Source organism: Ensifer sp. R-19 (genome assembly GCF_049905105.1).
Taxonomy (GTDB): domain Bacteria; phylum Pseudomonadota; class Alphaproteobacteria; order Rhizobiales; family Rhizobiaceae; genus Ensifer.
This window is the reverse complement of record NZ_CP184570.1, coordinates 2055779-2082290: the sequence shown is the minus strand read 5'-3', so window position 1 is coordinate 2082290 and position 26512 is coordinate 2055779. Positions and strand designations below refer to the sequence as shown.

Annotated in this window: 25 protein-coding genes and 1 riboswitch; of the genes, 12 read left to right on the top strand and 13 right to left on the bottom strand. The window is 62.3% G+C overall.

Annotated features, from left to right (window positions below; all coding sequences use genetic code 11):
• Positions 1 to 10: 10 nt before the first annotated feature.
• From ACN9MO_RS28865 to ACN9MO_RS28845, 5 genes are read right to left on the bottom strand one after another with little or no spacing between them, the layout of a single operon-like run.
• Positions 11 to 1006 carry an aldo/keto reductase gene (locus ACN9MO_RS28865; protein ID WP_112996787.1) on the bottom strand — a complete coding sequence of 332 codons (996 nt, stop codon included), beginning with the start codon at positions 1004 to 1006 and terminating at the stop codon, positions 11 to 13.
• Positions 1003 to 2013, bottom strand: coding sequence for a sugar-binding transcriptional regulator (locus ACN9MO_RS28860; RefSeq protein ID WP_057251797.1), 1011 nt, complete (start codon positions 2011 to 2013; stop codon positions 1003 to 1005). The genes ACN9MO_RS28865 and ACN9MO_RS28860 overlap by 4 nt, the downstream gene beginning before the upstream one ends.
• 2 nt (positions 2014 to 2015) lie before the next feature.
• Positions 2016 to 3005: an ABC transporter permease gene (locus ACN9MO_RS28855; protein ID WP_057251798.1), complete on the bottom strand. Its 990-nt coding sequence runs from the start codon at positions 3003 to 3005 to the stop codon at positions 2016 to 2018.
• Between the two features lie 28 nt (positions 3006 to 3033).
• Positions 3034 to 4578 carry a sugar ABC transporter ATP-binding protein gene (locus tag ACN9MO_RS28850; protein WP_425987227.1) on the bottom strand — a complete coding sequence of 515 codons (1545 nt, stop codon included), beginning with the start codon at positions 4576 to 4578 and terminating at the stop codon, positions 3034 to 3036.
• 59 nt (positions 4579 to 4637) lie between these two features.
• Positions 4638 to 5666 carry a substrate-binding domain-containing protein gene (locus ACN9MO_RS28845; protein WP_057251800.1) on the bottom strand — a complete coding sequence of 343 codons (1029 nt, stop codon included), beginning with the start codon at positions 5664 to 5666 and terminating at the stop codon, positions 4638 to 4640.
• Positions 5667 to 5902: 236 nt separating this feature from the next.
• Here ACN9MO_RS28845 and ACN9MO_RS28840 point away from each other — a divergent pair, with 236 nt between their 5' ends.
• Positions 5903 to 6889, top strand: a complete 987-nt coding sequence (locus ACN9MO_RS28840; protein ID WP_057251801.1) for a substrate-binding domain-containing protein — start codon at positions 5903 to 5905, stop codon at positions 6887 to 6889.
• Between the two features lie 64 nt (positions 6890 to 6953).
• On the opposite strand, the gene ACN9MO_RS28835 is transcribed toward ACN9MO_RS28840, so the two are convergent.
• From ACN9MO_RS28835 to ACN9MO_RS28815, 5 genes are read right to left on the bottom strand one after another with little or no spacing between them, the layout of a single operon-like run.
• On the bottom strand, positions 6954 to 8219 hold the full coding sequence (locus ACN9MO_RS28835; RefSeq protein WP_058329781.1) for an ABC transporter substrate-binding protein: 1266 nt from the start codon (positions 8217 to 8219) through the stop codon (positions 6954 to 6956).
• A 24-nt stretch (positions 8220 to 8243) separates the two neighbouring features.
• The gene (locus ACN9MO_RS28830) at positions 8244 to 9080 is read right to left on the bottom strand and encodes a carbohydrate ABC transporter permease (protein WP_057251803.1); all 837 of its coding nucleotides are present in this window, start codon (positions 9078 to 9080) and stop codon (positions 8244 to 8246) included.
• The gene (locus ACN9MO_RS28825; protein ID WP_057251804.1) at positions 9077 to 9991 is read right to left on the bottom strand and encodes a carbohydrate ABC transporter permease; all 915 of its coding nucleotides are present in this window, start codon (positions 9989 to 9991) and stop codon (positions 9077 to 9079) included. The genes ACN9MO_RS28830 and ACN9MO_RS28825 overlap by 4 nt, the downstream gene beginning before the upstream one ends.
• Complete coding sequence (locus tag ACN9MO_RS28820; RefSeq protein WP_057251805.1) at positions 9984 to 11150, bottom strand: ABC transporter ATP-binding protein; 1167 nt, start codon at positions 11148 to 11150, stop codon at positions 9984 to 9986. Before ACN9MO_RS28820 ends, ACN9MO_RS28825 begins: the two co-directional genes overlap by 8 nt.
• On the bottom strand, positions 11147 to 11989 hold the full coding sequence (locus tag ACN9MO_RS28815) for a metallophosphoesterase family protein (protein WP_057251806.1): 843 nt from the start codon (positions 11987 to 11989) through the stop codon (positions 11147 to 11149). Before ACN9MO_RS28815 ends, ACN9MO_RS28820 begins: the two co-directional genes overlap by 4 nt.
• Positions 11990 to 12410: 421 nt before the next feature.
• On the opposite strand from ACN9MO_RS28815, the gene ACN9MO_RS28810 reads away from it, so the two are divergent.
• The 5 genes from ACN9MO_RS28810 (at position 12411) to ACN9MO_RS28790 (ending at position 17520) form a co-directional block, all read left to right on the top strand.
• Positions 12411 to 13499: an ABC transporter ATP-binding protein gene (locus tag ACN9MO_RS28810; RefSeq protein ID WP_113132486.1), complete on the top strand. Its 1089-nt coding sequence runs from the start codon at positions 12411 to 12413 to the stop codon at positions 13497 to 13499.
• 33 nt (positions 13500 to 13532) lie between these two features.
• A complete protein-coding gene (locus tag ACN9MO_RS28805; protein WP_057251808.1) occupies positions 13533 to 14831 on the top strand; it encodes an ABC transporter substrate-binding protein in 1299 nt (432 codons plus the stop codon).
• Between the two features lie 208 nt (positions 14832 to 15039).
• A complete protein-coding gene (locus ACN9MO_RS28800; RefSeq protein ID WP_057251809.1) occupies positions 15040 to 15954 on the top strand; it encodes an ABC transporter permease in 915 nt (304 codons plus the stop codon).
• A 1-nt stretch (position 15955) separates the two neighbouring features.
• Positions 15956 to 16777, top strand: a complete 822-nt coding sequence (locus ACN9MO_RS28795) for an ABC transporter permease (RefSeq protein ID WP_057251810.1) — start codon at positions 15956 to 15958, stop codon at positions 16775 to 16777.
• Between the two features lie 5 nt (positions 16778 to 16782).
• The gene (locus ACN9MO_RS28790) at positions 16783 to 17520 is read left to right on the top strand and encodes an aspartate/glutamate racemase family protein (RefSeq protein ID WP_057251811.1); all 738 of its coding nucleotides are present in this window, start codon (positions 16783 to 16785) and stop codon (positions 17518 to 17520) included.
• Here ACN9MO_RS28790 and ACN9MO_RS28785 read toward each other — a convergent pair.
• Positions 17478 to 18422: a LysR substrate-binding domain-containing protein gene (locus ACN9MO_RS28785; RefSeq protein WP_057251812.1), complete on the bottom strand. Its 945-nt coding sequence runs from the start codon at positions 18420 to 18422 to the stop codon at positions 17478 to 17480. The genes ACN9MO_RS28790 and ACN9MO_RS28785 overlap by 43 nt on opposite strands.
• Between ACN9MO_RS28785 and ACN9MO_RS28780 the strand changes: the two genes are divergently transcribed.
• The 5 genes from ACN9MO_RS28780 to nrdF all read left to right on the top strand — a co-directional run bounded on the left by ACN9MO_RS28780 (position 18384) and on the right by nrdF (position 23691).
• Complete coding sequence (locus tag ACN9MO_RS28780; protein ID WP_162261305.1) at positions 18384 to 18863, top strand: hypothetical protein; 480 nt, start codon at positions 18384 to 18386, stop codon at positions 18861 to 18863. The genes ACN9MO_RS28785 and ACN9MO_RS28780 overlap by 39 nt on opposite strands.
• 277 nt (positions 18864 to 19140) lie before the next feature.
• Positions 19141 to 19365: riboswitch (cobalamin riboswitch) on the top strand.
• Positions 19366 to 19763: 398 nt separating this feature from the next.
• Positions 19764 to 19985, top strand: coding sequence for a glutaredoxin-like protein NrdH (gene nrdH / locus ACN9MO_RS28775; RefSeq protein WP_057251814.1), 222 nt, complete (start codon positions 19764 to 19766; stop codon positions 19983 to 19985).
• A 12-nt stretch (positions 19986 to 19997) separates the two neighbouring features.
• The gene (gene nrdI, locus ACN9MO_RS28770) at positions 19998 to 20414 is read left to right on the top strand and encodes a class Ib ribonucleoside-diphosphate reductase assembly flavoprotein NrdI (protein ID WP_057251815.1); all 417 of its coding nucleotides are present in this window, start codon (positions 19998 to 20000) and stop codon (positions 20412 to 20414) included.
• A complete protein-coding gene (gene nrdE, locus ACN9MO_RS28765; protein ID WP_057251816.1) occupies positions 20384 to 22537 on the top strand; it encodes a class 1b ribonucleoside-diphosphate reductase subunit alpha in 2154 nt (717 codons plus the stop codon). Before nrdI ends, nrdE begins: the two co-directional genes overlap by 31 nt.
• A 179-nt stretch (positions 22538 to 22716) precedes the next feature.
• Complete coding sequence (gene nrdF / locus ACN9MO_RS28760) at positions 22717 to 23691, top strand: class 1b ribonucleoside-diphosphate reductase subunit beta (RefSeq protein WP_057252101.1); 975 nt, start codon at positions 22717 to 22719, stop codon at positions 23689 to 23691.
• 84 nt (positions 23692 to 23775) lie between these two features.
• Here the strand turns inward: nrdF and ACN9MO_RS28755 are convergent, their stop codons facing one another.
• Entirely contained in the window at positions 23776 to 24972 is a 1197-nt protein-coding gene (locus ACN9MO_RS28755) for a multidrug effflux MFS transporter (RefSeq protein WP_057251817.1), read from the bottom strand.
• 207 nt (positions 24973 to 25179) lie between these two features.
• Here ACN9MO_RS28755 and ACN9MO_RS28750 point away from each other — a divergent pair, with 207 nt between their 5' ends.
• Positions 25180 to 25860, top strand: a complete 681-nt coding sequence (locus ACN9MO_RS28750) for a TetR/AcrR family transcriptional regulator (protein ID WP_057251818.1) — start codon at positions 25180 to 25182, stop codon at positions 25858 to 25860.
• 115 nt (positions 25861 to 25975) lie between these two features.
• On the opposite strand, the gene ACN9MO_RS28745 is transcribed toward ACN9MO_RS28750, so the two are convergent.
• The gene (locus ACN9MO_RS28745) at positions 25976 to 26260 is read right to left on the bottom strand and encodes an acylphosphatase (RefSeq protein WP_057251819.1); all 285 of its coding nucleotides are present in this window, start codon (positions 26258 to 26260) and stop codon (positions 25976 to 25978) included.
• Positions 26261 to 26512 lie beyond the last annotated feature (252 nt).

Genomic DNA, 26512 nt, shown 5'->3' with positions numbered 1-26512 from the left:
TGCCAGCCCGTTACCTGTCCATGTTGACGAGCTTCGCCGCGATCGCCGCGTCGATTCCCTTAAGGTCTTCTTCGTCGAGCCGGATCGTACCCGCTCGGGCATTGTCGAGCGCCTGGCCCGGATTGCGTGCACCGCAGAGCGCGAAGGTCACGCCCTCCTGTGCCAGCGTCCAGGCAATCACGATCTGGGCAATCGTCGCGCCATGTTTCTCGGCGATCGACCGGATCGACTTGGCAAAGGCTGCGACCTTCTCGCGATTGCCGACGGAGAAACGTGGATTATCGCGCCGCTGGTCGTCGCCCGAGAAGACGCGCTCCGGCCCGATGCCGCCCGAAAGAAGACCGAGCGCCAGCGAGGAATAGCTGAGCGTCGCGACGCCGTTGCGCCTCGTCAGTGGCAAAAGATCGGCTTCGATCTCGCGATCGATCATGCTGAAGCGTTCCTGGATCGCATCAAGCCCGCCGATTGCGATGTATTGTTCCAGTTCGCCGCGGCCGACATTGCTGGCGCCGATCGCCCTGATCTTGCCCGCCTGGCGCAGCTCTTCGAGGGCGGCCATGGTTTCCTCAATCGGCGTCGTCGGGTCCTGCCAGTGGGTGATGTAGAGGTCGATATAGTCGGTGCCGAGCCGCTTCAGGCTCTGCTCGACCTCATGGCGGATGGCGTCGCGGCCGAGGTAGCGATGCACCGGCTTGCCGTCCTGGTCGAAGAAGTGCCGCCCCTTGTCCGTATGCCAGACGAGACCGCATTTGGTGGCGATGATGGCCTTGTCGCGCCGGCCGGCAAGCGCCTTGCCGACGATTTCTTCCGAACGCCCGAGGCCGTAGGCGGGCGCCGTGTCGATCAGCGTCACGCCGGCGTCGAGCGAGGCCTGGATCGCGGCGATCGATTCCCGCTCGTCGGTGCCGCCCCACATCCAACCGCCGATCGCCCAGGTGCCGAGCCCGACGGCCGAAGCCTTCACGCCCGATCGGCCGATCTCGCGCATCAACTGTTCCCCACTCATGCCAGAAGTCCCTTTTCGCTTGCCATGGCGAGCACACGCTCACCGGTCGCCTCGTCCGTCACCAGTGTATCGAGATGCCGCCCGCGCATGACGCTGAGGATCGGCCCGGCCTTGTTCGGGCCGCTTGCCACTCCGATCTTCGTCGGGATCGAGGCAAACTCCTCAAGCGTCAGCGACACCAGCGAACGGTTGAGGCTGTAGTCGCAGACGCGGCCCTGTTCATCGAGCAGATGGGCGAGCAGTTCGCAGCTCGCGCCGGAGCGCTCGATCGCCGCCCGGTCGGTGCTCGATGACGGATGCAGGTCGTAGTAGCTCGAATCGTCTGACAGGATCGAACCGATGCCAACCACCGCGACCTTCGCCTCTCGCGCCCTGCCGAAAACGTCGGCCACCGCGCGCATATTGATCAGCATCGCCCGCTCGGCAGCGCTGTCGGCAAAAAGCGGCGCATGGATCTGAAAGGACCGGCCGCCGAGCCGGTCGGCCATCAGCGTCGAGACGTGGTTGACGTCGGTATAGTGCTTGCCCTGGACGCAGCCGGTCGCCGGGATGACCTCGACATCGAAGCGGCGCGGTGCCTGCAGCCCGGCAACGACGGCGCTGACGCCCTTGCCGCCGGTGATGCAGATGGTGTCACCATCGCCGATCTCTTCGAGCAGCAGACGCGCCGCCGCCTCGCCGACCGCCTGAAGGGCGGTCTGCTGGTTGTCGGAGACAGTGGGCACGACGATCGCACGGCGGATGCCGCCGATCGCCAGCAGCTGCTCTTCCATGTCGACCAGCGGCTCGATCGGCGATTTGATCTTGATCTCGACCAGGCCGAGCTGGCGGCCGCGCTTGATCAGCCGGTTGACGGTCGGCTGCGAAATGCCGAGCCGGTCGGCGATCTGCGACTGGGTCAGCCCTTCGAGGAAATGCAGGACGAGCGCCTGGTGCATCTGCCTTGCGACGACAAGTTCTTCGCGCGCATTCGAAACCGGGGACAGCGTGGATTTGGCAATCGGCATGTTCAGACGGCCTTCCGCTTGTGCAGCAAGTGGTCGATGGAAACGGCAGCTAAGAGAATGCAGCCTTTGATCATGTCCTGCCAATAGACGGACACGTCGAGCAGGATCAACGAACTGGTGACGACCGAAAGCAGCGCGATGCCGAGAATGGCGCCGAGGATCGTGCCCGAGCCGCCGTTGAGCGAGGCGCCGCCGATGACGGCCGCCGCAATGATGTTGAGCTCCATGCCGACGCCGAAGGTCGGCGTCGCGGCTCCGAAGCGCGACATGTAGACGACGCCGGCGACACCGGCGAGCGTCGAGCAGAGCACCGTCACCCAGAACTTCACCTGCTTGGTCTTGATGCCAGAGTAGAGCGCCGCCTTCTCGTTGCTACCGGTATAGAACACCTTGCGGAAGGCGGTTGCCCGACGGAGCAGGAAATCGAAGAGGATGACGACGGCGACGAAGATCAGGATGACATAGGGGACACCATGGAAGGTGCCCTGCCCCACCGCCTTGAACGAGGCCGGCAGCGTGAAGAGCGACAGCGGCGTGCCCTTGGTGATGACGAGGCAAAGGCCGCGCACGATGACCATCGCTGCCAGCGATGTGATGAAGTGGTTGAGCCCGACGACGGTGACGAAGAAGCCCATGATCATGCCGATCATGCTGCTGGCGAGGATGCCGACCAGCGAGGCCGTCCAGGGATCGACGCCGGCAAGAAACAGCGAACCGGCAAGCACCATGGCGAAGCAGACCACCGAGCCGACGGCAAGGTCGATGCCGCCGACGATCAAGAGGATCGTCATGCCGACGACGACGATGCCTTCGACCGAGAAGCTCATCAGCATGGCGCGCATGTTGCCGAAGGTGAGAAAATGCGGCGATGCGAAGCTCATGACGAGCCCAAGCGCCAGGATGATCGCGATCAGCCCGGCTTCGCGCATCGTGCCAATGCGCTTCCAGGCCGGCACCGCCCTCTCGGTTGCAACCATCGTATCAACTGCCATTTCCGCCTCCTCGGCTCTTTCCGTTCTTTCAGGCGACATTTGCTGCCCTGCCTGCCGCGATCCGATCCGTCGGCGTCACGCCGGACGCCAGGCGGATCACCGCCTCCTCGCTCATTTCAGTGTCATCGAGTGCGCCAGCAATCGTGCCCTCGCGGATGACCAGCACCCGGTCACAGAGCCCGAGCAGCTCCGGCAGTTCCGACGAGATCACGACGATGCCGATGCCGGTTTCCGCAAGCTCGCGCAGCAACCGGTGGATCTCGGATTTCGCGCCGACGTCGATGCCCCGCGTCGGCTCGTCCATCAGGATCACCTGGGGGCGGACGGCCAGCTGCTTGGCGATCGCCACCTTCTGCTGGTTACCGCCCGAAAGCGACGAGACCGGCATGTCGATGCCGCCCATGCGCACGCCAAGGCGGCGGACGAACTCACGCGCCAGATCGGCCTCGGCCCTGGAATTCAACAATCCGAGCGGGCCAGTCAGCGTTTTCAGATCGAGGACCGAGATATTCTGGGCGATCGACAGGTCGATGAAGACGCCTGAGCCCTTGCGATCCTCGGAGAGGTAGACGATGCCGGCGTTGACCGCGTCGCGGTAATTGGCGATGCGCTGCGGCTTTCCGCGCAGAGCGACCTCGCCCGTCGATTTCGCCCGCAGACCACAGATCGCTTCGGCGATTTCGGTGCGCCCCGAACCGATCAGGCCGCCGATGCCGAGGATTTCGCCGCGCTTCAGATCGAAGGAAACACTGTCGATGCGGTCGCCGTCGCTCAAGTTGCGGACCGAAAGGATGGGTTCGCCCGAGCGCGCTTCCGGCGCCTGTTTCGGCGGATAGAGCTGGCTGATCTCGCGGCCGACCATGCGGCGCACGACGTCATCAGGCGTGACGTCCGCAATCTTCTCGGTGACCACATGGCGACCATCACGAAACACGGTGACCCGATCGCAGAGCGAAAAGATCTCCGCCATGCGGTGGCTGATATAGATGATCGAAATGCCCGCGGCCTTGAGATCGCGGACGATGCCGAACAGCGCCTGGGCTTCCGCTTCCGTCAGCGCCGCCGTCGGTTCGTCGAGGATCAGCACGCGGCAGTCGAGCGTCAGCGCCTTGGCGATCTCGACGAGTTGCTGGCTGGAAATGCCGAGGTCGGCGACCTTCCGGCGGACGTCGATCGGTGCCAGCCGGTTCATCACACCTTGCGCCTCGCGCTCAAGCGCGCGGTAATTCATCAGCGGCGAGCGGCGGCGATTGGTGGCGGCCATGAACATGTTTTCTGCCACCGTCGCGTCCGGGCAGAGCGCGATCTCCTGGTGGACGAGGCCGATCCCGAGCGTCTGGGCGATCGCCGGAGAGCCTATTTTGACAGGTGCTCCGTCAACGAGGATCTCGCCCTCGTTCGGCTGCAGCACACCGGCAATGATGTTCATCAGCGTGGATTTGCCGGCGCCGTTTTCGCCGCAGAGCGCGTGGATTTCTCCCCGCTCCAGCTGGAAATTCACCTCGGTCAACGCCTTCACCGCACCGAAATGCTTGGTGACGCGCCGGACCTCCAGAACCGGTTGTGCTGTCATGCCGTCCTCCACCCGTATCATTGGCTGCCCGGAGCGGACCGGGCAGCCATTTTTCGCCCTTACTCGTCGATACCCTTGGTACCACGACGCTTCAGGTACTTGTCCCAGTAGAAGTCGTCGGCATTCTCGGCTGTGACGATCGAGAGACCATTGTCGACGAAGGGGATGCTCATCGGGTTGAAGCCGGCGCGCTTGGCGTCGTTCATCGGGTCGATCAGTTCCGGGTGCTTGGCCATCCACAGCAGCATGAAGCCCATATAGCCCTGCATGCCCTGGTTCGGGTTGATGGAGCCGAAGACTTCGCCGGCCTTGATCATGTCGAGGATGTTGGCGTTGACGTCGGCGCACATGACGAGCACCTTGCCGCCGCTTTCCTTGCTGGCCTGGGCCGCACCGATGGCAGAGTTCGCTTCCGGCATGAAGACTGCGCCGAGGTTCGGATTGGCCTGGATGATGCTCATCAGGCCCTGATAGGCCTTGTTCGGATCCTGGTTCGAGGCGGCGCGGCCGACGAGCTTCATGTCAGGCCACTTCTCGGCCATGCGATTGACGAAGGCGGTGATGCGCTTGTCGTGGTTGTCCTGGCCGGGGTTTTCGAGAACCGCGTACTCGCCCTTGCCGCCCATCTTCTCGGCGATCGCGTCGGCGGCGTAGGTGCCTTCGCGGCTGTTGTCCGAGGTGATGAAGGAAACACGCTTCGACAGCGGCGAGTCCGCGGCGAAGGTGACGACGGCCGTGCCCTGGTCGATCGCCCGGTTGATCGGCTCGATGAACGGATCGGAGTTCATCGGGTGCACCAGTATCCCGGCCGGATTCTGGGCGAGCGCCTGGTCGAAGGTGGCGATCTGCTTGTTGACGTCATACTCCGGCGTGCCGGTATATTCGGTCTCGCAGCCGAACTGCTGGCCGGCCTGCTTGAACATCTCATAGACCGGGAACCAGTATTCGACGCCGGATACCATGACGTTCATGACGTATTTTTCGCCGGGCTGGCAGCGAAACGGGTTTGTCGTTTCGGCGCTTGCCGAACCGGCCCAGAATGACGTTGCAATGACCGCCAGAGCGGTCGTGCTGAAAAATTTGCGCACGCGTTCCTCCTCGGGGCCGAAGCCCCTCCCAAAAACCGATGGACCGCCTGTTTGCGGCCGCTGAATATGTGAGTTCGCCGGAACTCCTCCTCGACTTCCGACGATTGCGATTAAAGCCGCGGACTCACCGTCTGTCAATATAATTCATGGCATGAATAATAATTCATGCGCGATGTGAAAAAACAGCGAGGGGTGGCCTTCAATCTGCTGTCACGGGGATCGGCTAGAGGGCAGCGATGGCCACCCTGCAACAGATCGCCTTTCATGCCGGCTGCTCGCTGGCGACCGTCTCGCGCGTGCTCAACGGCGAAGGCCCCGTCAGCGACGAGATGGTACGGCGCGTGCGTCGGGCCGCCGCCGAGCTCGGCTATCGGCCGGCGACGGCCGCGGGGCGCACCGCCAGCCGCAGCCAACCGGTCGTCGGCGTGCTGGTGCCGAGCGTCACCAACCCGGTCTTCGCCGCCTCGCTTGCCGGCATCCAGCACCGCATGCAGGTAGCAAGCCATGGCGTTCTGATCGCGCAATCGAATTATGATCCCGCACTCGAGGCGCGCGCCGTGCGCTCGCTGCTCGAGCAGCGCCCGACCGGGCTGATCCTGACGCTCTGCGACGCCCGCACCAGCGAGGCGCTTTCGGCGGCGCTGCCGCCGACCGTGCTTCTCAACAACCGGCCCGTCGCCCGCTTCGCCGCCGCCGTCACGGTCGACAATTACCGCGCAGGCTACGAATTGACCCGGCATATCCTTGCGCATGGGCATCATCGCATTGTCGTGGTCACCGGCCATTTCCACTCCTCCGACCGGGCGCGCCTGCGTTACGACGGATATTCCGCCGCCATGCAGGAGGCGGGCGTCCAGCCGATGGAGGCTGTCGAGATCCCCTTCGTCGACGGTTACGAGAACCTCGACCTCGCGGCGGTCCTCGCGCATCACCGCCCGACGGCGATCATCGCCTCCAACGACCTTCTCGCCCTCGGCGTAATCGCGGCGCTCCGACGCGAAGGCCTTTCCGTACCGGATGATGTCTCGGTCGCCGGCTTCGACGGCATCGCCCTCGGGCGATTGATGAGCCCAACACTCACCACGATAGCGATGCCCGACGGAGACATGGGGCTTGCGGCGGCGGCGCTATTGCTCGACATGGCCGAGAACGCCTCCGGCTGCCGCCATCTCAACCTCGACTGCCGCCTCTACGCGGGCGGGACCGTTCGCCACCTCGTCTGAGCGACACAGGAACGCCGCCCGCGGAATTTCCTCCGGGGCGGCGACAATCATCAAGGAAATAGTATCAGCTACGCGGCAGCAGGCTTTCGACTTCGGCTGCAGCCTCGTCCAGCGCTTCCTTCGGCGTCGTCGACTGCTCAACGATGCGCGACAGGTTCTCGACGATCGTCTGCGTGACCTTCACGCCGTTGCTGCCGGGGAAGGCATACCAGGGGCGCATCAGCGGCATCTGCTCGAGACCGGCGCGGAACAACGGGTTTTCCTTGTAGAAGTTGGCGAGATACTCCGGCGACTTGGCGGCGAGCTCGTTGTTCGGCACGTAGCCGGTACCGGGAACGACGACCGAGGCGCCATAGGGGCCGGCGGCGAACTTCGCGAATTTCCAGGCCGCTTCCTGCTTTTCGGCATCGCGCGTCAGGATGACGACGGCATTGCCGCCGGTCGGCAGCTTGCCGTTTACCGGATCGATCAGCGGAATGTGCGCGGTGCGCAGGTCGAACTTGCCGCCAACATTCTTGATCGTGTTGCGCAGCGCCCCGGTCGTCTGGAACGCAAAGCCGATCTTGCCGGCAACGAAGGCCTGCTCGCCAGCCTGCTTGGTCAGAACCGGCAGCCCACCTTCCTTGACCATGCGGTCGAGCACGTCGACGGCCTTCTGGCCCTCCGGCCCGTTGAAGGCAACCTTGCTCTCGTCTGCACTCAGCATGTCGCCGCCGGCGCCGAAGAGCAGTGCGGAGAACATCCAGTCGTCGCCCTGCCAGCGGAAGTCGATGCCCTCGTTGCCGTCGCCGAGCGCCTTGATCTTTGCCCCGAGCGCGATGACCTCGTCCCAGGTCTTCGGCGGGCTGTCCGGGTCACCGCCGGCTTTGCGCACCAGATCGGCATTGTAGTACATGATCGGGTTGGAGGTGGCGAAGGCAAGGCCCACCTGCTTGCCGCCCACCTGGGCGAGCTTCAGGATGTTTTCTGAAAAGCCCTGCTCGGCCATATTGCCGTCCTTGGCAATGAACGGGCCGAGATCGACGGGGATGTCGCGCTCGTTGACCATGCGCAGGCGGTTGAGGCCGATGAAGGTCAGATCGGGCATCTCGGCCGTGCCTGCCTGACGCATGATCGTCTGGATGCCTTCCTCATAGGTGGCCGACGGGTTGGCGAAGGTGATCTTGATGTCGGGGTTTTCTTCCATGAACTTCTTCGAGATCGTGTCCATCACGTCCTTGAAGAACCCGGGCATCGGATAGTGGACCGTAAGCTGGGTCTCGGCGTAGGCAGGGGCTGCGAGCATCAGCGATGCGGCAGCCGCGGTGAAAAGCTGTCTCAGATGTTTCATGGGGTGCGCTCCAGGTTGGACCGTTCAGCCTTTGAGACCGGTCATGGTGATGCCCTCGACGAAGCGCTTCTGCGCCAGCAGAAATGCAGAAACGAGGGGAAGGGTAATGATGAGGGTCGCCGCCATCAGCGCGCCGTAGTCGTCGCCGGCTTCAGCCGCGCGGAAAAAGAGAAGGCCGAGCGGCGGAGTCGCGTAGTCCTGGTTGGTGACGACGATCAGCGGCCAGAAGAGGTCGTTCCAGTGGGCGACCACCGAGAAGATCGCAAAGGCGGTGATCGCTGGCCAGGCGTTCGGCACGATGACCCGTGCGACGATGCCCGCCTCCGACATGCCGTCGAGCCTTGCTGCGTGGATCAGGTCGTCGGGCATGGCGCGGAAGAACTGCAGGAACAGGAAGATCGCAAAGACCGAGATCGAGAACGGCGCCACAAGTGCTGCGTAGCTGTTCAGCACCGACAGCTTGTCGAAAGCGACATAGATCGGCAGCGCCGTCGCATGGATCGGTACCAGCAGTCCGAGCATGACCAGCACCATCATGGCGCGGGCCGCGCGAAACTTCAGCTTCGCCATGGCATAGGCGCACGGAATGGCGACGACGATCTGGATGACGAAGATCAGTGCGCAGACGACAACGCCGTTGAAAAGCAGGGTCGTCATCGAGACGCGCGACAGAGCCTTGGAGAAGTTCTCGATGTAGGACCACTGCTCCGGGATCAGCGACAGCGACGAGGAGAAGATCTCGCTTTGCGCCTTGCCCGCGGTCGAGACCATGAAGATGTAGGGCGCGAGGAAGAGCAGCGCGCCAAGCGACAGGACCGCGAGGCGGACGATACGGGCGACGGAAAGAGCGTTCGTGATCATGCGTAGTGCACCTTCCGGTCGAGCACGCGGTACTGCAGGAACATCAGGACGACGAGGATCAAGAGGAAGACGACGGTCATCGCCGAGGCGTAGCCGACGCGCAGGTAGACGAAGCCCTCCTGGTAGATGGTGAAGAGCAGCACTTCCGATGCCTTGTTTGGCCCGCCCTCGGTCAGCGTCTTCACCGTCTCGAAGACCTTCACCGAATTGATGATACTGATGGTGGTGACAAACAGCGTCGTCGGCCCAAGCATTGGCCAGGTCACCAGGCGAAAGCGGTCGAACCAGGATCTCGCACCGTCGACTTCGGCCGCTGAATAGAGCTCCCGCGGGATGGCGGTGAGACCTGCGAGGAACAGCACCATGTTGAAGCCGACCGACTGCCAGACGCCGATGATCGAGAGGCCGTAGAGCACCGTGCCGGAGGCGCCGAGCCAGTTGGGGCCGGCAATGCCGAAGAGGGCAAGGAAGGTGTTGATCGGGCCGATGGTCGGATGGAAGAGGAACTGCCAAACGGTCGCCATGGCGACGAGCAGCGAGGCGACCGGCAGAAAATAGACCGTGCGGAAGAAAGCCCGGCCCTTGGTTTCCGCTTCGATCAGCATGGCGATCGCAAGCGCCAGAACGATCGAGACCGGCGTGACGATCGCCGTGTAGACCGCGGTGTTCCAGAGCGACCGGCGGAAGGTGCGGTCGCCGAAGAGTTCGGCGTAATTCTCGAAGCCGACAAAACGAAAGCTGCCGTAGCCGAGCTCGAAATCGGTAAAACCGAGCACGATCACCGCAAGCGTCGGCAGCAGGATGAAGAGAAAGAGGAGGAGGATCGCCGGAAGCGCGAGCAGCCAGGCGATGCGAGCCTCGCGCGTCGCGGGCTCGGCGAGTGCGGTTTCGAAGGCCGCGACGCTAGCCATGAATCTTCTCCCGCGTCGCCGCAACAGCAAGCGGTTCGGCCGGAAGCCGCGCACCTTCGTGATCGAAGAGCATTGCGCGTTCGGGCATGATCTCGACGTCGACAGGCTGGCCGATCGCAAGCGATGCGGCCTCGGCAGGCGCCGACTTGGAGGTCATCACCTCGCCGATCGCATCGAGGCGGGCATGGACGATCACTTCCGAGCCGAGGAATTCCATCCGCTCGACCCGCGCGCTCAGCCGGCCGGCACCTTGCGGACTAAAGCGAACGAATTCCGGGCGGACTGCAAGCTTCACCGGCGCGTCAGGTGCCTGCCCCCGGTTCGCCATCAGCACCAGATCACCGAAGCGGACGATGCCGGCGGCATCAGTGCGGGTTTCCACCACGTTGATCTTCGGCTGGCCGAGGAAGCGCGCGACTTCGACATGGGAGGGGTTGTCGTAGATCTCCTTCGGGTTCGCCAATTGCAGCAGATTGCCGCCGATCATGACGGCGACCCGATCGGCCATCGACAGCGCTTCCGACTGGTCGTGGGTGACATAGAGCGTCGGCACGCCGGCGCGGCGGTGGAGATCGACGATCTCGCCGCGGGCATGGACGCGCAGGTTGGCATCGAGATTGGAGAGCGGCTCGTCCATCAGGAAGACGGCCGGACGCCGCACCATGGCGCGGGCGAGCGCCACGCGCTGGCGCTGGCCGCCCGACATCTGGCCCGGTTTGCGGTCAAGCAGGTGGTCGATCTTCAACGCCAGAGCCATTTCCTTGACCTGACGCTGGATATCGGTGCGGATCTGTTTCTGCCCCGGCAGGACATTGCCAACGAACGGCAGACGCTGCGCCGCCGTCAAGCGCCGCATGGCGAGCGGCACAGCGATATTTTCTCCGGCGGTCAGGTGCGGATAGAGGGCATAGGACTGAAACACCATCGCGACATTGCGATCGGCCGCAGCCTTGCGCACGACGCTGCGGCCACCGATGACGATCTCGCCGGTATCGCCGTGATCAAGCCCGGCCACGATTCGAAGAAGCGTGCTCTTGCCGCAGCCGGAAGGACCGACAAGCGCGATGAATTCGCCCACTTCGGCCTCCAGGCTGACGCCTTTCAGGATGGCGTTGCCGCCATAGGATTTGGTGATGCCATCAAGCGAAAGCACGCTCATTGCGCCGCCTCCACCTTAAGCTTCTTCTTGGCGGCGAGCGGATAGACCTCCTCGACGATCGGATCGAGCACGTGGCTGACAAGCCCCGGAACGGCAACGATCTCGCTCACGACGCCGGCTTCGCTGAACGTGTGCACGACGGCACCGACCAGCCGTTCGCCCGGCATCGGCCGCTCCAGGGTGTCGATGATGAAGGAGGTCGGCGGCGCCCAGACGAGCGACATTCCGGCGTGTTCCCCCGTCCAGGCCCAATGCAGATGGCCGCTTGCATGCAACGCCACGCCGGACGCGGCGAAGAGATCAAACAGACGCCGGCGCTGGCGGGGGCGGATGCCCCAGTAGCCGGTGTCGCCTTCCTGCGGTCCATCGACGAAGAGCGGCTTGTGGGCAAAGACCGCCACCTTGCGCCCGTCGCGGTCTCGCAACTGCTCTTCCAGCCAGGCGAATTGCTTCTCCTCTTCCTCGTCCTCGAAGCCCACAAGAAGGCTGTTGAAGCCGACCAGTCGCCAATCACCGTGATCGGAGACCCAGTAGTCCGGGCCGGCGAGTCCGCGCCAGCGGGCAAGACGCTCCGGGTCGACCGGTTGGTGCGAGCCCGGCAGATGGCCGACGTCATGATTGCCGGGAACGACGAGCACCGGCATCGAGAGCCGGTTGATCAGGCCCAGCGAAAAGGTGATGTCGTCTTCACGGTCGGCGCCGTCGATCGTGAGGTCGCCGGTGTGGATGACGAGATCAGGCGCCATTTCCTCGATCCAGGCGCGAACCGGCTCCCAATTGTTGTTGAAATGGCTCTTGGAGGGGCTGAGATGGGTGTCGCTGATCTGGACGATCTTCATGGGAACGGGCCTCCGACGATGGCTTCAAGGCGTGCCTCATCGGATGGATTTCTCTCCCCTCCGATGCGGTTGGCCGCAGTCTTTAGGGGCTTGCCATGTCAGTTTGGTAACAGTCGTTCTCAGCTGATTTTCAGTTTCTCCATGAAAGCGTCACCTTCAGGAAAGCCAACCGGTCGCGAAGTTCACCCTTGCGCGTCCCGATGGAAGCGTTGCGGTGGGTGTGCTCAAAATTTCATACTATTGTATACAATAATTTGCGCATATTGACGACGAAAAGCTCAATTCGTGAGCAGTCGCCCTAAACCGATAACGACTGCAGCCGGCAACCGAAACGGCCATTCTCGCGCGAAAACATAGCCTTAGGCTCGGCGAACGAAATTGGCACGATTGATGCTTCTTCTCTGGTGCAAGGAGAACGCTCATGTCGAAAGCCGCAGAGATCGATATCGTATCCGTTTCCAAGATGTACGGTGCGACCACCGCCGTGCACTCGATCAGCCTGAAGATCCCCGCGGGCAGTTATTGCTGCTTCCTCGGCCCTTCGGGCTGCGGCAAGACCTCGACGCTGCGCATGATCGCCGGCCACGAGAGCATCTCCTCAGGCGACCTGCGGCTCGGCAACGTCGTCGTCACCGATTTTCCGCCGGCCAGGCGCAGCACAGCGATGATGTTCCAGTCCTATGCGTTGTTCCCGCACCTCGACCTCGTCGACAACGTTGCCTTCAGCCTGAAGATGAAGGGCGTAGAACGCGACGCGCGCCGCGCCAAGGCACTCGAGATGCTGAAGTTGATGCAGATGGAGGCCTATGCTTCCAGGCGCCCGGCCCAGCTTTCCGGCGGCCAGCAGCAGCGCGTGGCACTCGCCCGTGCGCTCATCACCGAGCCGGAAGCGCTGCTGCTCGACGAACCGCTGTCGGCGCTCGACCCGTTCCTGAAGATCCGCATGCGGGCGGAATTGAAGAAGCTGCAGAAGACGCTCGGCATCACCTTCGTGCATGTCACCCATAGCCAGGAAGAGGCGATGGCGCTCGCCGATCTTATTGTCGTCATGAACAGCGGCCGGATCGAGCAGGCGGCCGCACCTCGTACGGTGTTCGAGCACCCGGCCACTGCCTTCGTCGCGCGGTTCATGGGCGACCACAACGTTCTCTCCGGAAAAGTCCGCGCGATCAGCGGCGATGTCGTCGAAATGGAGACCGCCGAAGGCCAGACCTTCGCGGTGCGCGACATCGCCCAGGAGGTCGGCCGGCCCATCGACATCGGCATCCGCACCGATCGCGTGCGGCTCGACCCGCCGGGCGAGAAGGGCCTCGGTTTCCAGGCGGTGGTTTCCAACATCGAGTACCGCGGCGCCTCGGTGAAGCTCACCGCCATCGGTGCCGGCAGCGACGACTTCACGCTGATCGTCAGCGACGCTGACTATTTCAGGAAGCCTGTCGCGGTCGGTGACGCGGTGTCCCTGAGCTGGACCCTGGAGGACGTCGTCCCCCTCGGCCGCCTTTCCGCATGAGCTAATCAACCATCACAAGAAGGGGAACTGCACATGACGACTGAAACTAAAACCGAAAAGCCTGGCGCCGGCCTGACACGCCGATCGTTGTTGAAGACCGGCGCTGCCGCCGTCGGCGCCATCGCCGGATCGGGTGCCATTACCGGCTTCCCGACCATTTGGGCCCAGAACCCGATCACGCTTCGCCAGTTCGGCACCGGCGTTTCCAACATCAATGCGATTGCAGAGAAGTGCAAACAGGACCTCGGCATCACCTTGGAAATGACGGCGACCGATTCCGACGCCGCCGCCCAGCGTGCGGTGACCCAGCCCGATTCCTACGACATCGCCGACATCGAATACTGGATTGCCAAGAAGGTCTTCCCAGCCGGCGTGATGCAGCCGATGGACGTGAAAAAGATCAAGTACTTCGACAAGATCGTGCCGCTGTTCATCGACGGCAAGCTGAAACCCGAAAGCGTGGTCGCCCAGGGGACCGCACCGCACACCGTCGGCTTCGTCGAGGCGCAAGATTCCAAGACCTTCGCCAAGTCGCCGACCGACTGGATGACGCTGATCCCGACGATCTACAACGCCGACACGCTCGGCATTCGCCCCGATCTCGTCGGGCGCGAGATCTCGACCTGGGCCGACATCATGGACCCGGCGTTCAAGGGTAAGACCGCGATCCTCAACATTCCTTCGATCGGCATCATGGACGCCGCGATGATCATGGAGGCGCTCGGCAACATCAAATATGCCGACAAGGGCAACATGACCACGGACGAGATCGACAAGACGATCGACTTCCTGATCAAGGCCAAGCAGGACGGCCAGTTCCGTGCCTTCTGGAAGTCCTTCGACGAGAGCGTCAACCTGATGGCTTCGGGCGAAGTCGTCATCCAGTCCATGTGGTCGCCGGCCGTCGCCGCCGTCCGTTCCAAGGGCATCGCCTGCAAGTACCAGCCGCTGAAAGAAGGTTATCGCGCCTGGGGCGGCGGCCTCGGGCTTGCCGCCCATCTCCAGGGCGCACAGCTCGACGCGGCTTATGAGTACATCAACTGGTACCTCTCCGGCTGGGTCGGCGCCTACCTCAACCGTCAGGGCTACTACTCCGCCGCGATGGAGACCGCCAAGGGCTTCATGTCCGAGGACGAGTGGGGTTTCTGGGTGGAAGGCAAGCCCGCCCAAGGCGACATCCTTTCGCCGGAGGGCAAGATCATGGAGAAAGCGGGTGCGGTGCGCGACGGCGGCTCGTTCGAGGAACGCATGGGCAAGGTCGCCTGCTGGAACTCTGTGATGGACGAGGACCGTTACATGATCAAGCGCTGGAACGAGTTCATCGCGGCGTAATCGCCGGCGCGGAAGCGCCCCCTCACCCTAACCTTCTCCCCGCAGGCGGGGAGAGGGGACGTGCCACATCGGCCGGCCGAGCGTGCACATAGGCGATCAAGAATGAGCGGGACGGCGACGCATCTCCCTTCTCCCGCAAGCGACGAGAAGGTGCCGGCAGGCGGATGAGGGGCGGACCCCGATCGCAGAAATCCAGAGAGGAACGACGATGGCGACACTTGCGACGTCCCAGCCAGGGGAAATCAGGACAGAGAAGGCATCACGTCGCCGGGGCGCTCCGCGCGCGCTGGCCTCCCATCTCCAGGCAACCCCTCTCCTTTTGATCCTCGGATTCTTCTTCGTGCTGCCGATCCTGACCATCATCGTCGTCAGCTTCTGGGACTATGACTTCGCCGGTCTCTATCCGGACTTCCTGACGATGAACTACGCCGATACGCTCGGCTCGTGGGTCACCTGGAAGACCTATCTCAACACGCTGAAATTCACCGTCCTCGTCTGGGCGCTGACGCTCTTAATCGGCTTCTGGGTCGCCTATTTCCTCGCCTTCCATGTCCGCACAACAACCATGCAGATGGTGCTGTTCCTCGTCTGCACCGTGCCGTTCCTGACCTCGAACATCATCCGCATGATTTCCTGGATCCCGGTGCTCGGCCGCAACGGCCTTGTCAATTCGACCCTGATCGAGCTTGGCCTGATCCCACAGCCGATCGAGTGGCTGCTCTACTCCGACTTTGCCGTGGTGCTTGCCATGGTGCATCTCAACACGCTGTTCATGGTCACGCCGATCTTCAATACGCTGATGCGGATCGATCGCTCGCTGATCGAGGCGGCGCGCGACTGCGGCGCTTCCGGCGGCCAGATCCTCTGGAACGTCATCCTGCCGCTCGCCAAGCCGGGCATCGCGATCGGCTCGATCTTCGTCGTCACGCTCGTCATGGCAGATTTCTCAACGGTGCAGGTCATGTCCGGCGGCCAGAGCGCCTCCGTCGCGCTGATGATGAAAAACCAGATGTCTCTGCTGCAATATCCGGCAGCGGCCGCCAATGCCGTGGTGCTTCTGATCGTCGTGCTCTTTATGGTCGCCGCGATCCTGCGCGTCGTCGACATCCGCAAGGAGCTTTGACATGAACCACGAGAGACGCGGCAAGGAATTCTACCTGCTCGCAATCTTCTTCACGCTGTTCGTGCTGTTTCTCTACGGCCCGCTGTCGGCCGTGCTGATCCTGTCCTTCCAGGGACCGGACGGCGGCCTGACCTTTCCGCTGAACGGCCTATCGCTGCACTGGTTCTACAACCTTTTCGAACGGCAGGCGGTCGGGGACTTCGGCGCCTCATTCCGGCGCTCCTTTACGCTCGGCCTGATGGTAATGACGGTCAACGTCGTGGTCGCCCTGCTTGCAGGCCTTGCCTTCCGCCGACGCTTCCGCGGCGCAACCGCGCTCTTCTATCTCACCGTCGCAAGTCTCGTCGTGCCGTCGATCATCATCTCGCTCGGCATCGGCGTCGTCTTCCAGCAGTTCGGCCTGAAGCCCGCCTGGTACTCCTCCGGCTTCGGCGCGCATCTCACCTGGACACTGCCTTTCGGCGTGCTCATCATGTTTGCGGTCTTCAACCGGTTCTCACCGGCCTACGAAGAAGCGGCGCGCGATCTCGGGGCGACGTCCTGGCAGACCTTCCAGCACGTTCTCCTGCCGATGATCGCGCCAAGCCTGATCGGCGTCGGCCTCTTCGGCTTCACGCTCTCCTACGACGAATTCGCCCGCACGCTGATGACTTCGGGCAGCTACAACACTCTGCCACTCGAGATCTACGGCATGACTACGAATGTGACGACGCCGGTGCTCTATGCGCTCGGCACGGTCACCACCCTCTTCTCCTTCACCATCATCCTCGTCGCGCTCGCAGTCATTCTGACCTTGCGACGCCGCCAGGCAAAGCTGAGCTAGGCTAGATGCGCATCCTGATCATCAATCCCAACACCACCGCGTCGATGACGGCCAAGGCAGCCGCGGCCGCTCGGACTGTCGCCAACCCTGCCACGGAAATTCTCGCGCGCACCTCCAGATCGGGACCGGCCTCGATCGAGGGGCATTATGACGGCGCCGTCGCCCTGCCGGGCCTGCTCGCCGAAATCCGCGACGGCGAGGCCGCAGGCGCCGATGCCGCGGTCATCGCCTGCTTCGACGACACCGGCCTCGAGGCGGCCCGTGCGCTCGCCCGCATACCGGTGGTGGGGCTCTGCGAATCCGCCGTCGCGACCGCTGCCATGCTGGCGCAACGTTTCACCGTGGTCACCACGCTCGAACGGTCACGGGTGCTGATCGAGAATCTCGTCCGGCATTACGGCATGGGCGACCGGGCAAGGGTCCGCGCCGCCAACATCCCGGTGCTCGAACTGGAGGACAAGGCATCAGACGCGCTCGCCAAACTCCGGCGCGAGATCGAGCTGGCGCTCAATCAGGATGGCGCAGAAGCGATCGTGCTCGGCTGCGCCGGCATGGCCGATCTCGCCCGGGCGCTCCAAGCGGACTATGACGTCCCTGTCATCGACGGCGTTTCGGCCGCGGTCAAGCAGGCGGAAGCACTCGTGTCACAGGGACTTATGACCAGCAAGCGCGGGGCCTATGCGTCGCCGCTCAGCAAGCCCTATTCAGGTTTCATGAGCGCGCTCGCTCCAACCCCGGCTTGAGGTGATGCCGACCTGGAATCGCCCACGACTGTCGCCAGCAGCGCATTCGATGCGTCGGCCTCGGCAATAATCCAATCGCGAAAAGCCTGGATCTTTTTCTGCCGCCTGCTGCTCTGCGGATAGACCAGCCAATAGGCGCGACCATCTCTTACCACATGGTCGAAGGGCCGGATGAGCCTGCCGCTCTTCAGTTCGTCCATCAGGAAGGTTGAAACGGCAATCGCGATGCCATGGTCGTTCAAAGTCGTCGTGACGTCCATCGCCTGGACGTCGAAGATCAGTTCGGTACCGTTGCTCGCCGGTGGCTCCACCCCGGTTTCGATCATCCATCGCCGCCACCAGCTGGCGTTGCCGAAGCGCCGTACACGCAGGACGTCCGAGGGATGCCTGAGCTGGTGCTTCTCCATGAAAGACGGCGTGCAGACCGGCATGTAATCGATAGGGAAAAGCGGGAACACGTCGTTGCCGGGCCAGTCGCCGTTGCCGCTGCGCACCACGAGATCGATGGCGTCACGCTTGAAGTCGATCAGCTCGGTCGACATGTGCACCCGGATGCTGATGTTCGGATGGGCCGTCTGGAACGAGGCGAGCCGCTGGCCGAGCCAGCTCGACACGACGGTCGGCAGCACGGAAATGTGCAGGTGGTGTTCGGTCTTGTCGGCAATCTCCGAGAAGGCCGCCCCGAGAAGGTCGATCGCTTCCGTCACCTTCGGCGCCAGCTGCCGCCCGGCCGCCGTCAGCCGAACCTCGCGCGGAAGACGAACGAAGAGCGGCGTGCCGATGCGCTCCTCCAACAGCCGGATCTGGTAGCTGACCGCCGCCTGCGTCATGCCGAGCTCGTCGGCGGCGCGGGTGAAGCTCAGATGTCTGGCGGCCGCTTCGAAGGCGCGCACGGCACTCATGGGAGGAATCTTGCTCATGGCCCTGAGATAAGCATTCTTTATGCCAGCATGCGAGAAATCGCTTTGCGCGAAGCAGCAAAAATCCTCACTTTTTTCGTGAACACAACAGCAAAAACAAAGAGGATAGCAATGCTTAGCGCAGTGCGATCAACGATCCTTCATGCCCTGAACTGGGCCGGCAACGCACTCAACCCAATCATCGCCATCGATACGTTCAGCGAATTCCAGCTGAAGGATATCGGGCTGACGCGAGATCAGGAGACCATCCGGGCGCGCGTCGGCGATGGTGCCGATCCTTGGCATTGGCCGAAGGACGACGATCCGCGCAGGTCACCGCCCTCGCCGGAGCGGGATTGCGGCGACGCGCCGCAAATGGCAAGGGCTTCGCCTCGAGCCCAGCCCGGAGAAAACAAAGACATAAGCATGTCGCTCTGCGATTGACGGAGCGCAGAGGCAAGACACAGCGCAGTTATCGTGATCTGCCACCTTCCCAGCCCGCGGACCGAATTCGGGAGAGATCCGGCGTGGCGTTTCTAAAAGCGGCGTGCCGAAGCCCCTTCGCAAGTGATCGCAACGGAGCGAGCGCGGGGCTCAAAGCCGAGAAGTTCTTCACCCACAGGTTTCGCCGCCTCCCGCCGTTTACTCCTTGTTATCCACACGGCGATCTCACCCCGGCTTCGGGCACCTCGAACCTATTGACGCAGATTTGCGATGAACTACTATATCTAGTGTTCGAGGTTCTCTCGATTCGCAGGGATTGAGAGCTAAGACGGGAATACGGTGCGTCGGCGAGTTTTCGCTAGGCTATGCCGTAGCTGCCCCCGCAACTGTAGACGGCGAGCGACTGTCCGGAATTGGACCACTGAGGCATGAGGCCTCGGGAAGGTCGGGATGGAAGCTGAGACCCGTGAGCCAGGAGACCTGCCTCGAGCAACAAACGTCCACGGGCGGGTGTCCGGAGGGGTTGAGTCTACTGCATGTTTCCTTAAATCGTCGCCGATTTAAGGATAAAAACATGCAGCAAATCGAAGTGCTACAGCGATCTTTGCGCGTCTGATAGGACGCACGGCGCTGTCGTGCGGCAGGATGAGCCTGCCTGATCGTCTCGACATCTCCCCGGCAGCCTGTCGAAAGCTTCGGGGTGAAGTCATGTCCGCGTCATTGAAATTCTATCGCTCGCCAATCAAGAGGCGCGGTTTCCCGCGCAGCTGACGAAGAGGCATGCCCGGGCGTCCAGATCCGAGCGAGCCACAGCCATGACAGCCCTGCATTTCGCCGGATCGCGGCTGCGTGTCCGTGCGCCTTCTCATGCTCTCATCCAGCCGACCAAACGAGGAAGAAATGAACGTTACCGTCTACAGCAAGCCCGCCTGCGTCCAATGCACCGCGACCTACCGAGCGCTCGATCGCCAGGGCGTCAACTACGAGGTCATTGATATCTCCATCGACCAAGACGCGCTCGAAACGGTCAAGGGCCTCGGCTACATGCAGCTTCCCGTCGTCGTCGCCGGCCCCGAACACTGGGCGGGTTTTCGCCCCGACAAGATCAGCGCGCTTTCCTAGAGGAGACGGGCGGTGGGCCTGATCGTCTATTTTTCCAGCCGCTCGGAAAACACCCATCGCTTCGTCGAAAAGCTCGGCCTTCGCGCAGCGCGCATACCGCTCAAAGAAAGTAAGGCTTCACTTACGGTTTCCGAGCCTTTCGTGTTGGTCGTGCCCACCTATTGCGGCGATGACGGCCGGGGTGCGGTGCCGAAACAGGTCATCCGCTTCCTCAACGATGCGGGCAACCGCTCTCACATCCGCGGCGTCATTGCTGCGGGCAACAGCAATTTCGGCGCGACCTACGGGATCGCCGGCGACGTCATCGCGGCCAAGTGCCAGGTGCCCTACCTCTACCGGTTCGAGCTTCTCGGAACAGAGGAGGACGTCGCCAATGTCAGAAACGGGATGGAACGATTTTGGACGTCTCAACACTCGAACGCCCCCTGAAGGCGACGGAAGCGGCGCTGGACTATCATGCGCTGAACGCAATGCTGAACCTCTATGATGAAGAGGGACGGATCCAGCTCGACAAAGACCGGCTGGCGGCGAAACAATACTTCCTCCAGCACGTCAACCAGAACACGGTCTTCTTCCATAACCTCAGGGAGAAGCTCGATTATCTGGTGACCGAGGGCTACTACGAGCAGCAGGTTCTCGACCAGTATTCCTTCAACTTCGTCCGCGATCTCTACGACCACGCCTATGGGAAGAAGTTCCGCTTCCCGACCTTCCTCGGCGCGTTCAAATACTACACGTCCTATACGCTGAAGACCTTTGACGGAAAGCGCTACCTGGAGCGCTACGAGGATCGCGTCTGCATGGTGGCCATGACACTGGCGCGCGGCAACGAGGGACTTGCCCGCGATCTCGTCGATGAGATCATTTCCGGGCGTTTCCAGCCGGCGACGCCGACCTTCCTCAATGCCGGTAAAAAGCAACGCGGCGAGCTCGTCTCCTGCTTCCTGCTGCGGGTCGAGGACAACATGGAGAGCATCGGCCGCGCGATCAATTCCGCATTGCAGCTCTCCAAGCGCGGCGGTGGCGTGGCGCTGTCGCTCACCAACATCAGAGAGATGGGCGCGCCGATCAAGCAGATCGAGAACCAGTCCTCCGGCATCATCCCTGTCATGAAACTGCTTGAAGACAGCTTCTCCTATGCCAACCAGCTTGGCGCCCGCCAAGGGGCAGGTGCTGTTTATCTGCATGCCCACCACCCGGACATCATGCGCTTCCTCGATACCAAGCGGGAAAATGCCGACGAAAAGATCCGCATCAAGACGCTGTCGCTCGGCGTCGTCATCCCGGACATCACCTTCGAGCTCGCCCGCAACAACGAGGACATGTATCTGTTCTCGCCCTATGACGTGGAGCGCGTCTACGGCGTGCCGCTGACCGAAATTTCGGTGACGGAGAAGTACCGCGAGATGGTCGAGGATGCTCGTATCCGCAAGCGGAAGATCAAGGCGCGCGATTTCTTCCAGATCATTGCCGAAATCCAGTTCGAGAGCGGATACCCCTACATCATGTTCGAGGACACGGTGAACCGGGCGAACCCGATCGCCGGGCGCATCACCATGAGCAACCTCTGCTCGGAAATCCTGCAGGTGAGCGAGGCGAGCGAATTCAACGACGACCTCTCCTACGCAAAGATGGGCAAGGATATCTCTTGTAATCTCGGCTCGCTGAACATTGCCGCGGCGATGGACAGTCCGGATTTCGGCCAGACGATCGAGACCTCGATCCGCGCGCTCACCGCCGTCTCCGAAATGAGCCACATCTCTTCCGTGCCTTCGATCGAGAAGGGCAATGACGACAGCCACGCGATCGGCCTTGGCCAGATGAATCTGCACGGCTACCTCGCCCGCGAGCGCGTCTTCTACGGCTCCGAGGAAGGCATCGATTTCACCAACATCTATTTCTACACGGTGACCTATCACGCCATCCGCGCATCCAACCGGCTGGCGGTCGAGAAGGGCGTGACCTTCAAGGGCTTCGAGAACTCGAAATACGCGTCAGGCGAATATTTCGACAAATACACCGAAGCCGAATGGCTGCCGGCGACGGAGAAGGTGAAGGGCCTGTTCGAAGCGGCCGGCATCCGCATCCCGACGCAGGACGATTGGCTGGAACTGAAACAGGCGGTCACGCAAGGCGGCCTCTACAACCAGAACCTCCAGGCGGTGCCGCCGACGGGCTCGATCTCCTACATCAACCACTCGACCTCCTCGATCCACCCGATCGTCTCGAAGATCGAGATCCGCAAGGAAGGCAAGATTGGCCGCGTCTACTATCCGGCCGCCTTCATGACCAACGACAACCTCGAATATTACCAGGACGCCTACGAGATCGGGCCGGAGAAGATCATCGACACCTATGCGGCTGCGACCCAGCATGTCGACCAGGGCCTGTCGCTGACCCTGTTCTTCCGCGACACGGCGACGACGCGCGACATAAACCGCGCGCAGATCCACGCCTGGAAGAAGGGCATCAAGACGATCTACTACATCCGCCTTCGCCAGATGGCGCTTGAGGGCACGCAGGTCCAGGGCTGCGTTTCCTGCGCGTTGTAGCGCCGCGTTCCCATTAAGTGCCCCTCACCCTAACCCTCTCCCCGCCTGCGGGGAGAGGGTACCTGCCACACTGACGGCCCAGATTATGCGAGATGGCGCGGCATACACCTTCTCCCCGCAAGCGGGGAGAAGGTGCCGGCAGGCGGATGAGGGGCGTCCACGCCCGAGAGGACAACGAAATGAACATGCACACCAAGCCAGCAAACCGCATCCGCGCCATCAACTGGAACCGCATCGAGGACGACAAGGATCTGGAGGTCTGGAACCGGCTTACCGGCAATTTTTGGCTGCCGGAGAAGGTGCCGCTCTCCAACGACATCCCCTCCTGGGCGACCCTGAAGCCGGAGGAGCAGAAGCTCACCATCCGCGTCTTCACCGGCCTCACGCTGCTCGACACGATCCAGAACGGCGTCGGCGCCGTCAAGCTGATGGAGGATGCCATCACTCCGCACGAGGAGGCGGTGCTTTCCAACATCTCCTTCATGGAAGCGGTGCACGCGCGCTCCTATTCCTCGATCTTCTCGACGCTGTGCCCGACGCCCGATGTCGACGACGCCTATCGCTGGTCGGAGGAAAACGAGTTTCTGCAGAAGAAGTCGGCGCTGATCATGGAGCAGTATGCCTCCGCCGATCCGCTCAAGAAGAAGGTCGCCAGCGTCTTCCTCGAAAGTTTCCTGTTCTATTCCGGTTTCTATCTGCCGATGTACTGGTCGAGCCGCGCCAAGCTCACGAACACCGCCGATATGATCCGGCTGATCATCCGTGACGAGGCGGTGCACGGCTACTATATCGGCTACAAGTTCCAGCGCGGCCTGGAGAGGCTGACCGAGGAACGCCGGCAGGAAATCAAGGACTTCGCCTTCGACCTGCTGCTCGAACTCTACGACAACGAGGCGAAATATACGGAAGCCCTTTATGACGGCGTCGGGCTTACCGAGGACGTGAAGAAGTTCCTGCACTACAACGCCAACAAGGCCCTGATGAACCTCGGTTACGAGGCGCTGTTCCCGGCAGAAGCCTGCAAGGTCAACCCCGCCATTCTCTCCGCGCTCTCACCCAACGCCGACGAGAACCACGACTTCTTCTCCGGCTCGGGCTCGTCCTATGTCATAGGCAAGGCGGTCGCGACCGAAGACGAGGACTGGGATTTCTGAGGAACCCCAGGCACCTGCGGGAACATGAAGAACCGCCCGAGGACATGATGTCTTTGGGCGGCTCCGCGCATCAAAGGGGTGTGGTTATTCCGCCGCGACCACACGGCTGCGGCCGATCGTTGCCTGCGTCAGCAGGAAGGCGGCAAGCGCGCAAGCCGCGATGGCACCGGTCATCGGCAGAGCGGTTCCATCGAAGAAGACGCTCGCGATGATCATCGCGACGGCGGCGGTGACGAAATGCAGCGTGCCCATCAGCGCCGATGCGGTGCCGGCGATTTCGCCGTGATCCTCAAGCGCCAGCACCGCCGAGGTCGGGATCACCAGCCCGAGCACGCCGTAGCCGACGAACAGGAAGGCGGCCATGACGGGCAACTGGTTGAAGCCGAGGCTCATGACGATGAACATCGTGACCATCGTCAGCGCAAAGGCGGCGACGGCGAGGTGCATCACCCGCACCAGGCCGAAACGCTCGCCAAGCCAGCCGGTAGCCTGCGACACCGCGAAGAACGAAACGGCATTCATCGAAAAGGCGATGCTGTATTGCGTTGGCGTCAGCCCGTAATGGTCGATCAGCACGAAGGGCGAGTTGGCGAGATAAACCAGGAAGCCCGAGATCCCGAGCCCGCCGATGAAGGTGAGCGTCAGGAAGTTGCGGTCAGAAAGCAGCAGGCGGTATGCGGCAAGCGCGCTCGCCACGCTGCTGCCGGCACGGTCCTTTTTGGGTCGGGTTTCCTGCAATTGGGTCGACAAGAGGATCAGGCCGATGAAGGCGGCGATCATCACGGCATAGAAGACGCCGCGCCAGCCGTAGAACTGGATCACCGCGCTGCCGGCCAGTGGCGCCAGGATCGGCGAAATGCTGAAGACGAGCATCAGCAGCGACATCAGCCGCGCCGCCTGAACGCCGGTGTGCATGTCGCGGACGACGGCGCGCGGGATAACCATGCCGGCGGCGCCGCCTATACCCTGCAGAAAGCGAAAGGCGATCAGGGTTTCGATGTCGGTTGCGAGCGCGCAGCCGACGCTGGCAACGGTGAAGAGGCCGATGCCGAGATAGAGCGGCGCCTTGCGCCCCCAGATATCGGAAAGCGGCCCGTAGATGAGCTGCGAAATGGCAAAGGAAATGAAGAACGAGAGCAGGCTGAGCTGCACGACGCCGGTTTCGGCAGCCAGGTCTTTGCCGATCGACGGCAAGGCAGGCAGATACATGTCGATTGCGAAGGGACCGATCGCCGAAATCAGACCGAGGACGATGGCCGTGCGAAGGAAGGACGCTGTCATGGCAATGATCTTTCAGAAATCACGACAACGCTCCGGCCCAGGGCCGACATCGCTGTCGCCGGGATTGAAACTCGAAAGATGACGGTCGTGCCAGGATCGAACGTTTGGGAGACGCATCCTGCGCTGACTACTTAGTCCATTAATTTGGACACAGATGTAAAATTAGACAGCATTGTCTAAATCGTCAATGGGCTCTATCTTCAGTCCATGAAAAAATCTGGCCTCGCCTCACCGGACGTCCGCGCGCAAAAAGGACAACTCGCGAAACGCGTTTCGATCCTGGAGGCCGCGGCGGACGTCTTCTGCCGCGAGGGCTTTTCCGGTGCCAGCATCGACGAGATCGCCGCCGAAGCCGGCGTGTCGCGCCAGACGATCTACAACCACTACCGCGAAAAAGAGACGCTGTTCATGGCAGTGATCCAGGACATCATGGATCGCACCAACGGCATGCTGTTCTCCATCCTCGCGACGTTTCCCGAAAAGGCCGACAACCTCGAGGAAGAGCTTGCCGCCTTTGCGGTGCGCCTCAACAAGAGCTGCATCTGCAACCAGGACGCCAAGTTCATCCAGAAGCTGATCGCGACGGAGGGCAATCGCTATCCGCATCTGTTCCAGTTCTGGCGGGAACAGGGCCCGGGCAAGACCGACAGGGCGCTGGCGGCGCTTTTTGCCCGGCTCGCCCATTCAGCACCGCTCGACATCGATGACTTCGACCTCGCCGCCCGGCAGTTCATCGCGCTGATCAAGGCAGACTTGCAGATGGGCGGGCTTTTCGGCGAGGCCCCGAGCGAAGCGGAACTGGAAGTCAGCGCCCATCAGGCGGTCAGGACGTTTCTCCGTGCCTATGGCCGCGAGCGGAGAACGAGCGGTCTCGAAGCGCAACATTGATTTCGCGCACGATCGCCGCAGGGCTGTGCCCATTGCGACAGCCGCGCACGCTCTGATGCGGCGGGAGAACTGAAGCTCAACCTGTATTGGGCAGCATCACGAGAGGCACGAATGCCTATCTGGTGATCCGAAAGCCGCTGACGCCTTCCGGCGCTTCGACGAACTCGGCAACGACCTTCGAAACCCATGCGGCCGGCGGCCCTTCATGCAGACGCTCGAGCATGAGGGTGATTGCCTCCTCCGGACCGCTGATCAGAGCGGCAACCGAGCCATCGGCTTCGTTTCGAACCCATCCGACGAGACCGAGCTTCTGCGCCTCGTCACGGGCCCAAACCCTGAAGCTAACGCCTTGTACCCGCCCGAGGATTCGGACCAACACCGTCTTGCTGGTCTCAGACATGATCTCGTCTCCGTCACCGTTTGCCACGCTATCTGGCGCGAGGAGGGGCAAAGGCAAGTCATCCGCGCAACGAAGTTGGAGGGAGCCCTTGCGGCTGCTCAGCAGGCTGCGATGAACCGTGGGGAGGTATAGTAAATTTCCTCGGTATACTTTTATTTTTTATTTGCGTATTATTAAAAATTGACGCGCGCAAAGTTTTGTGGTTTTTACGCCCTCACCAAGACGGCGGTGGGAGGGCCTCGCCAGCTTGGC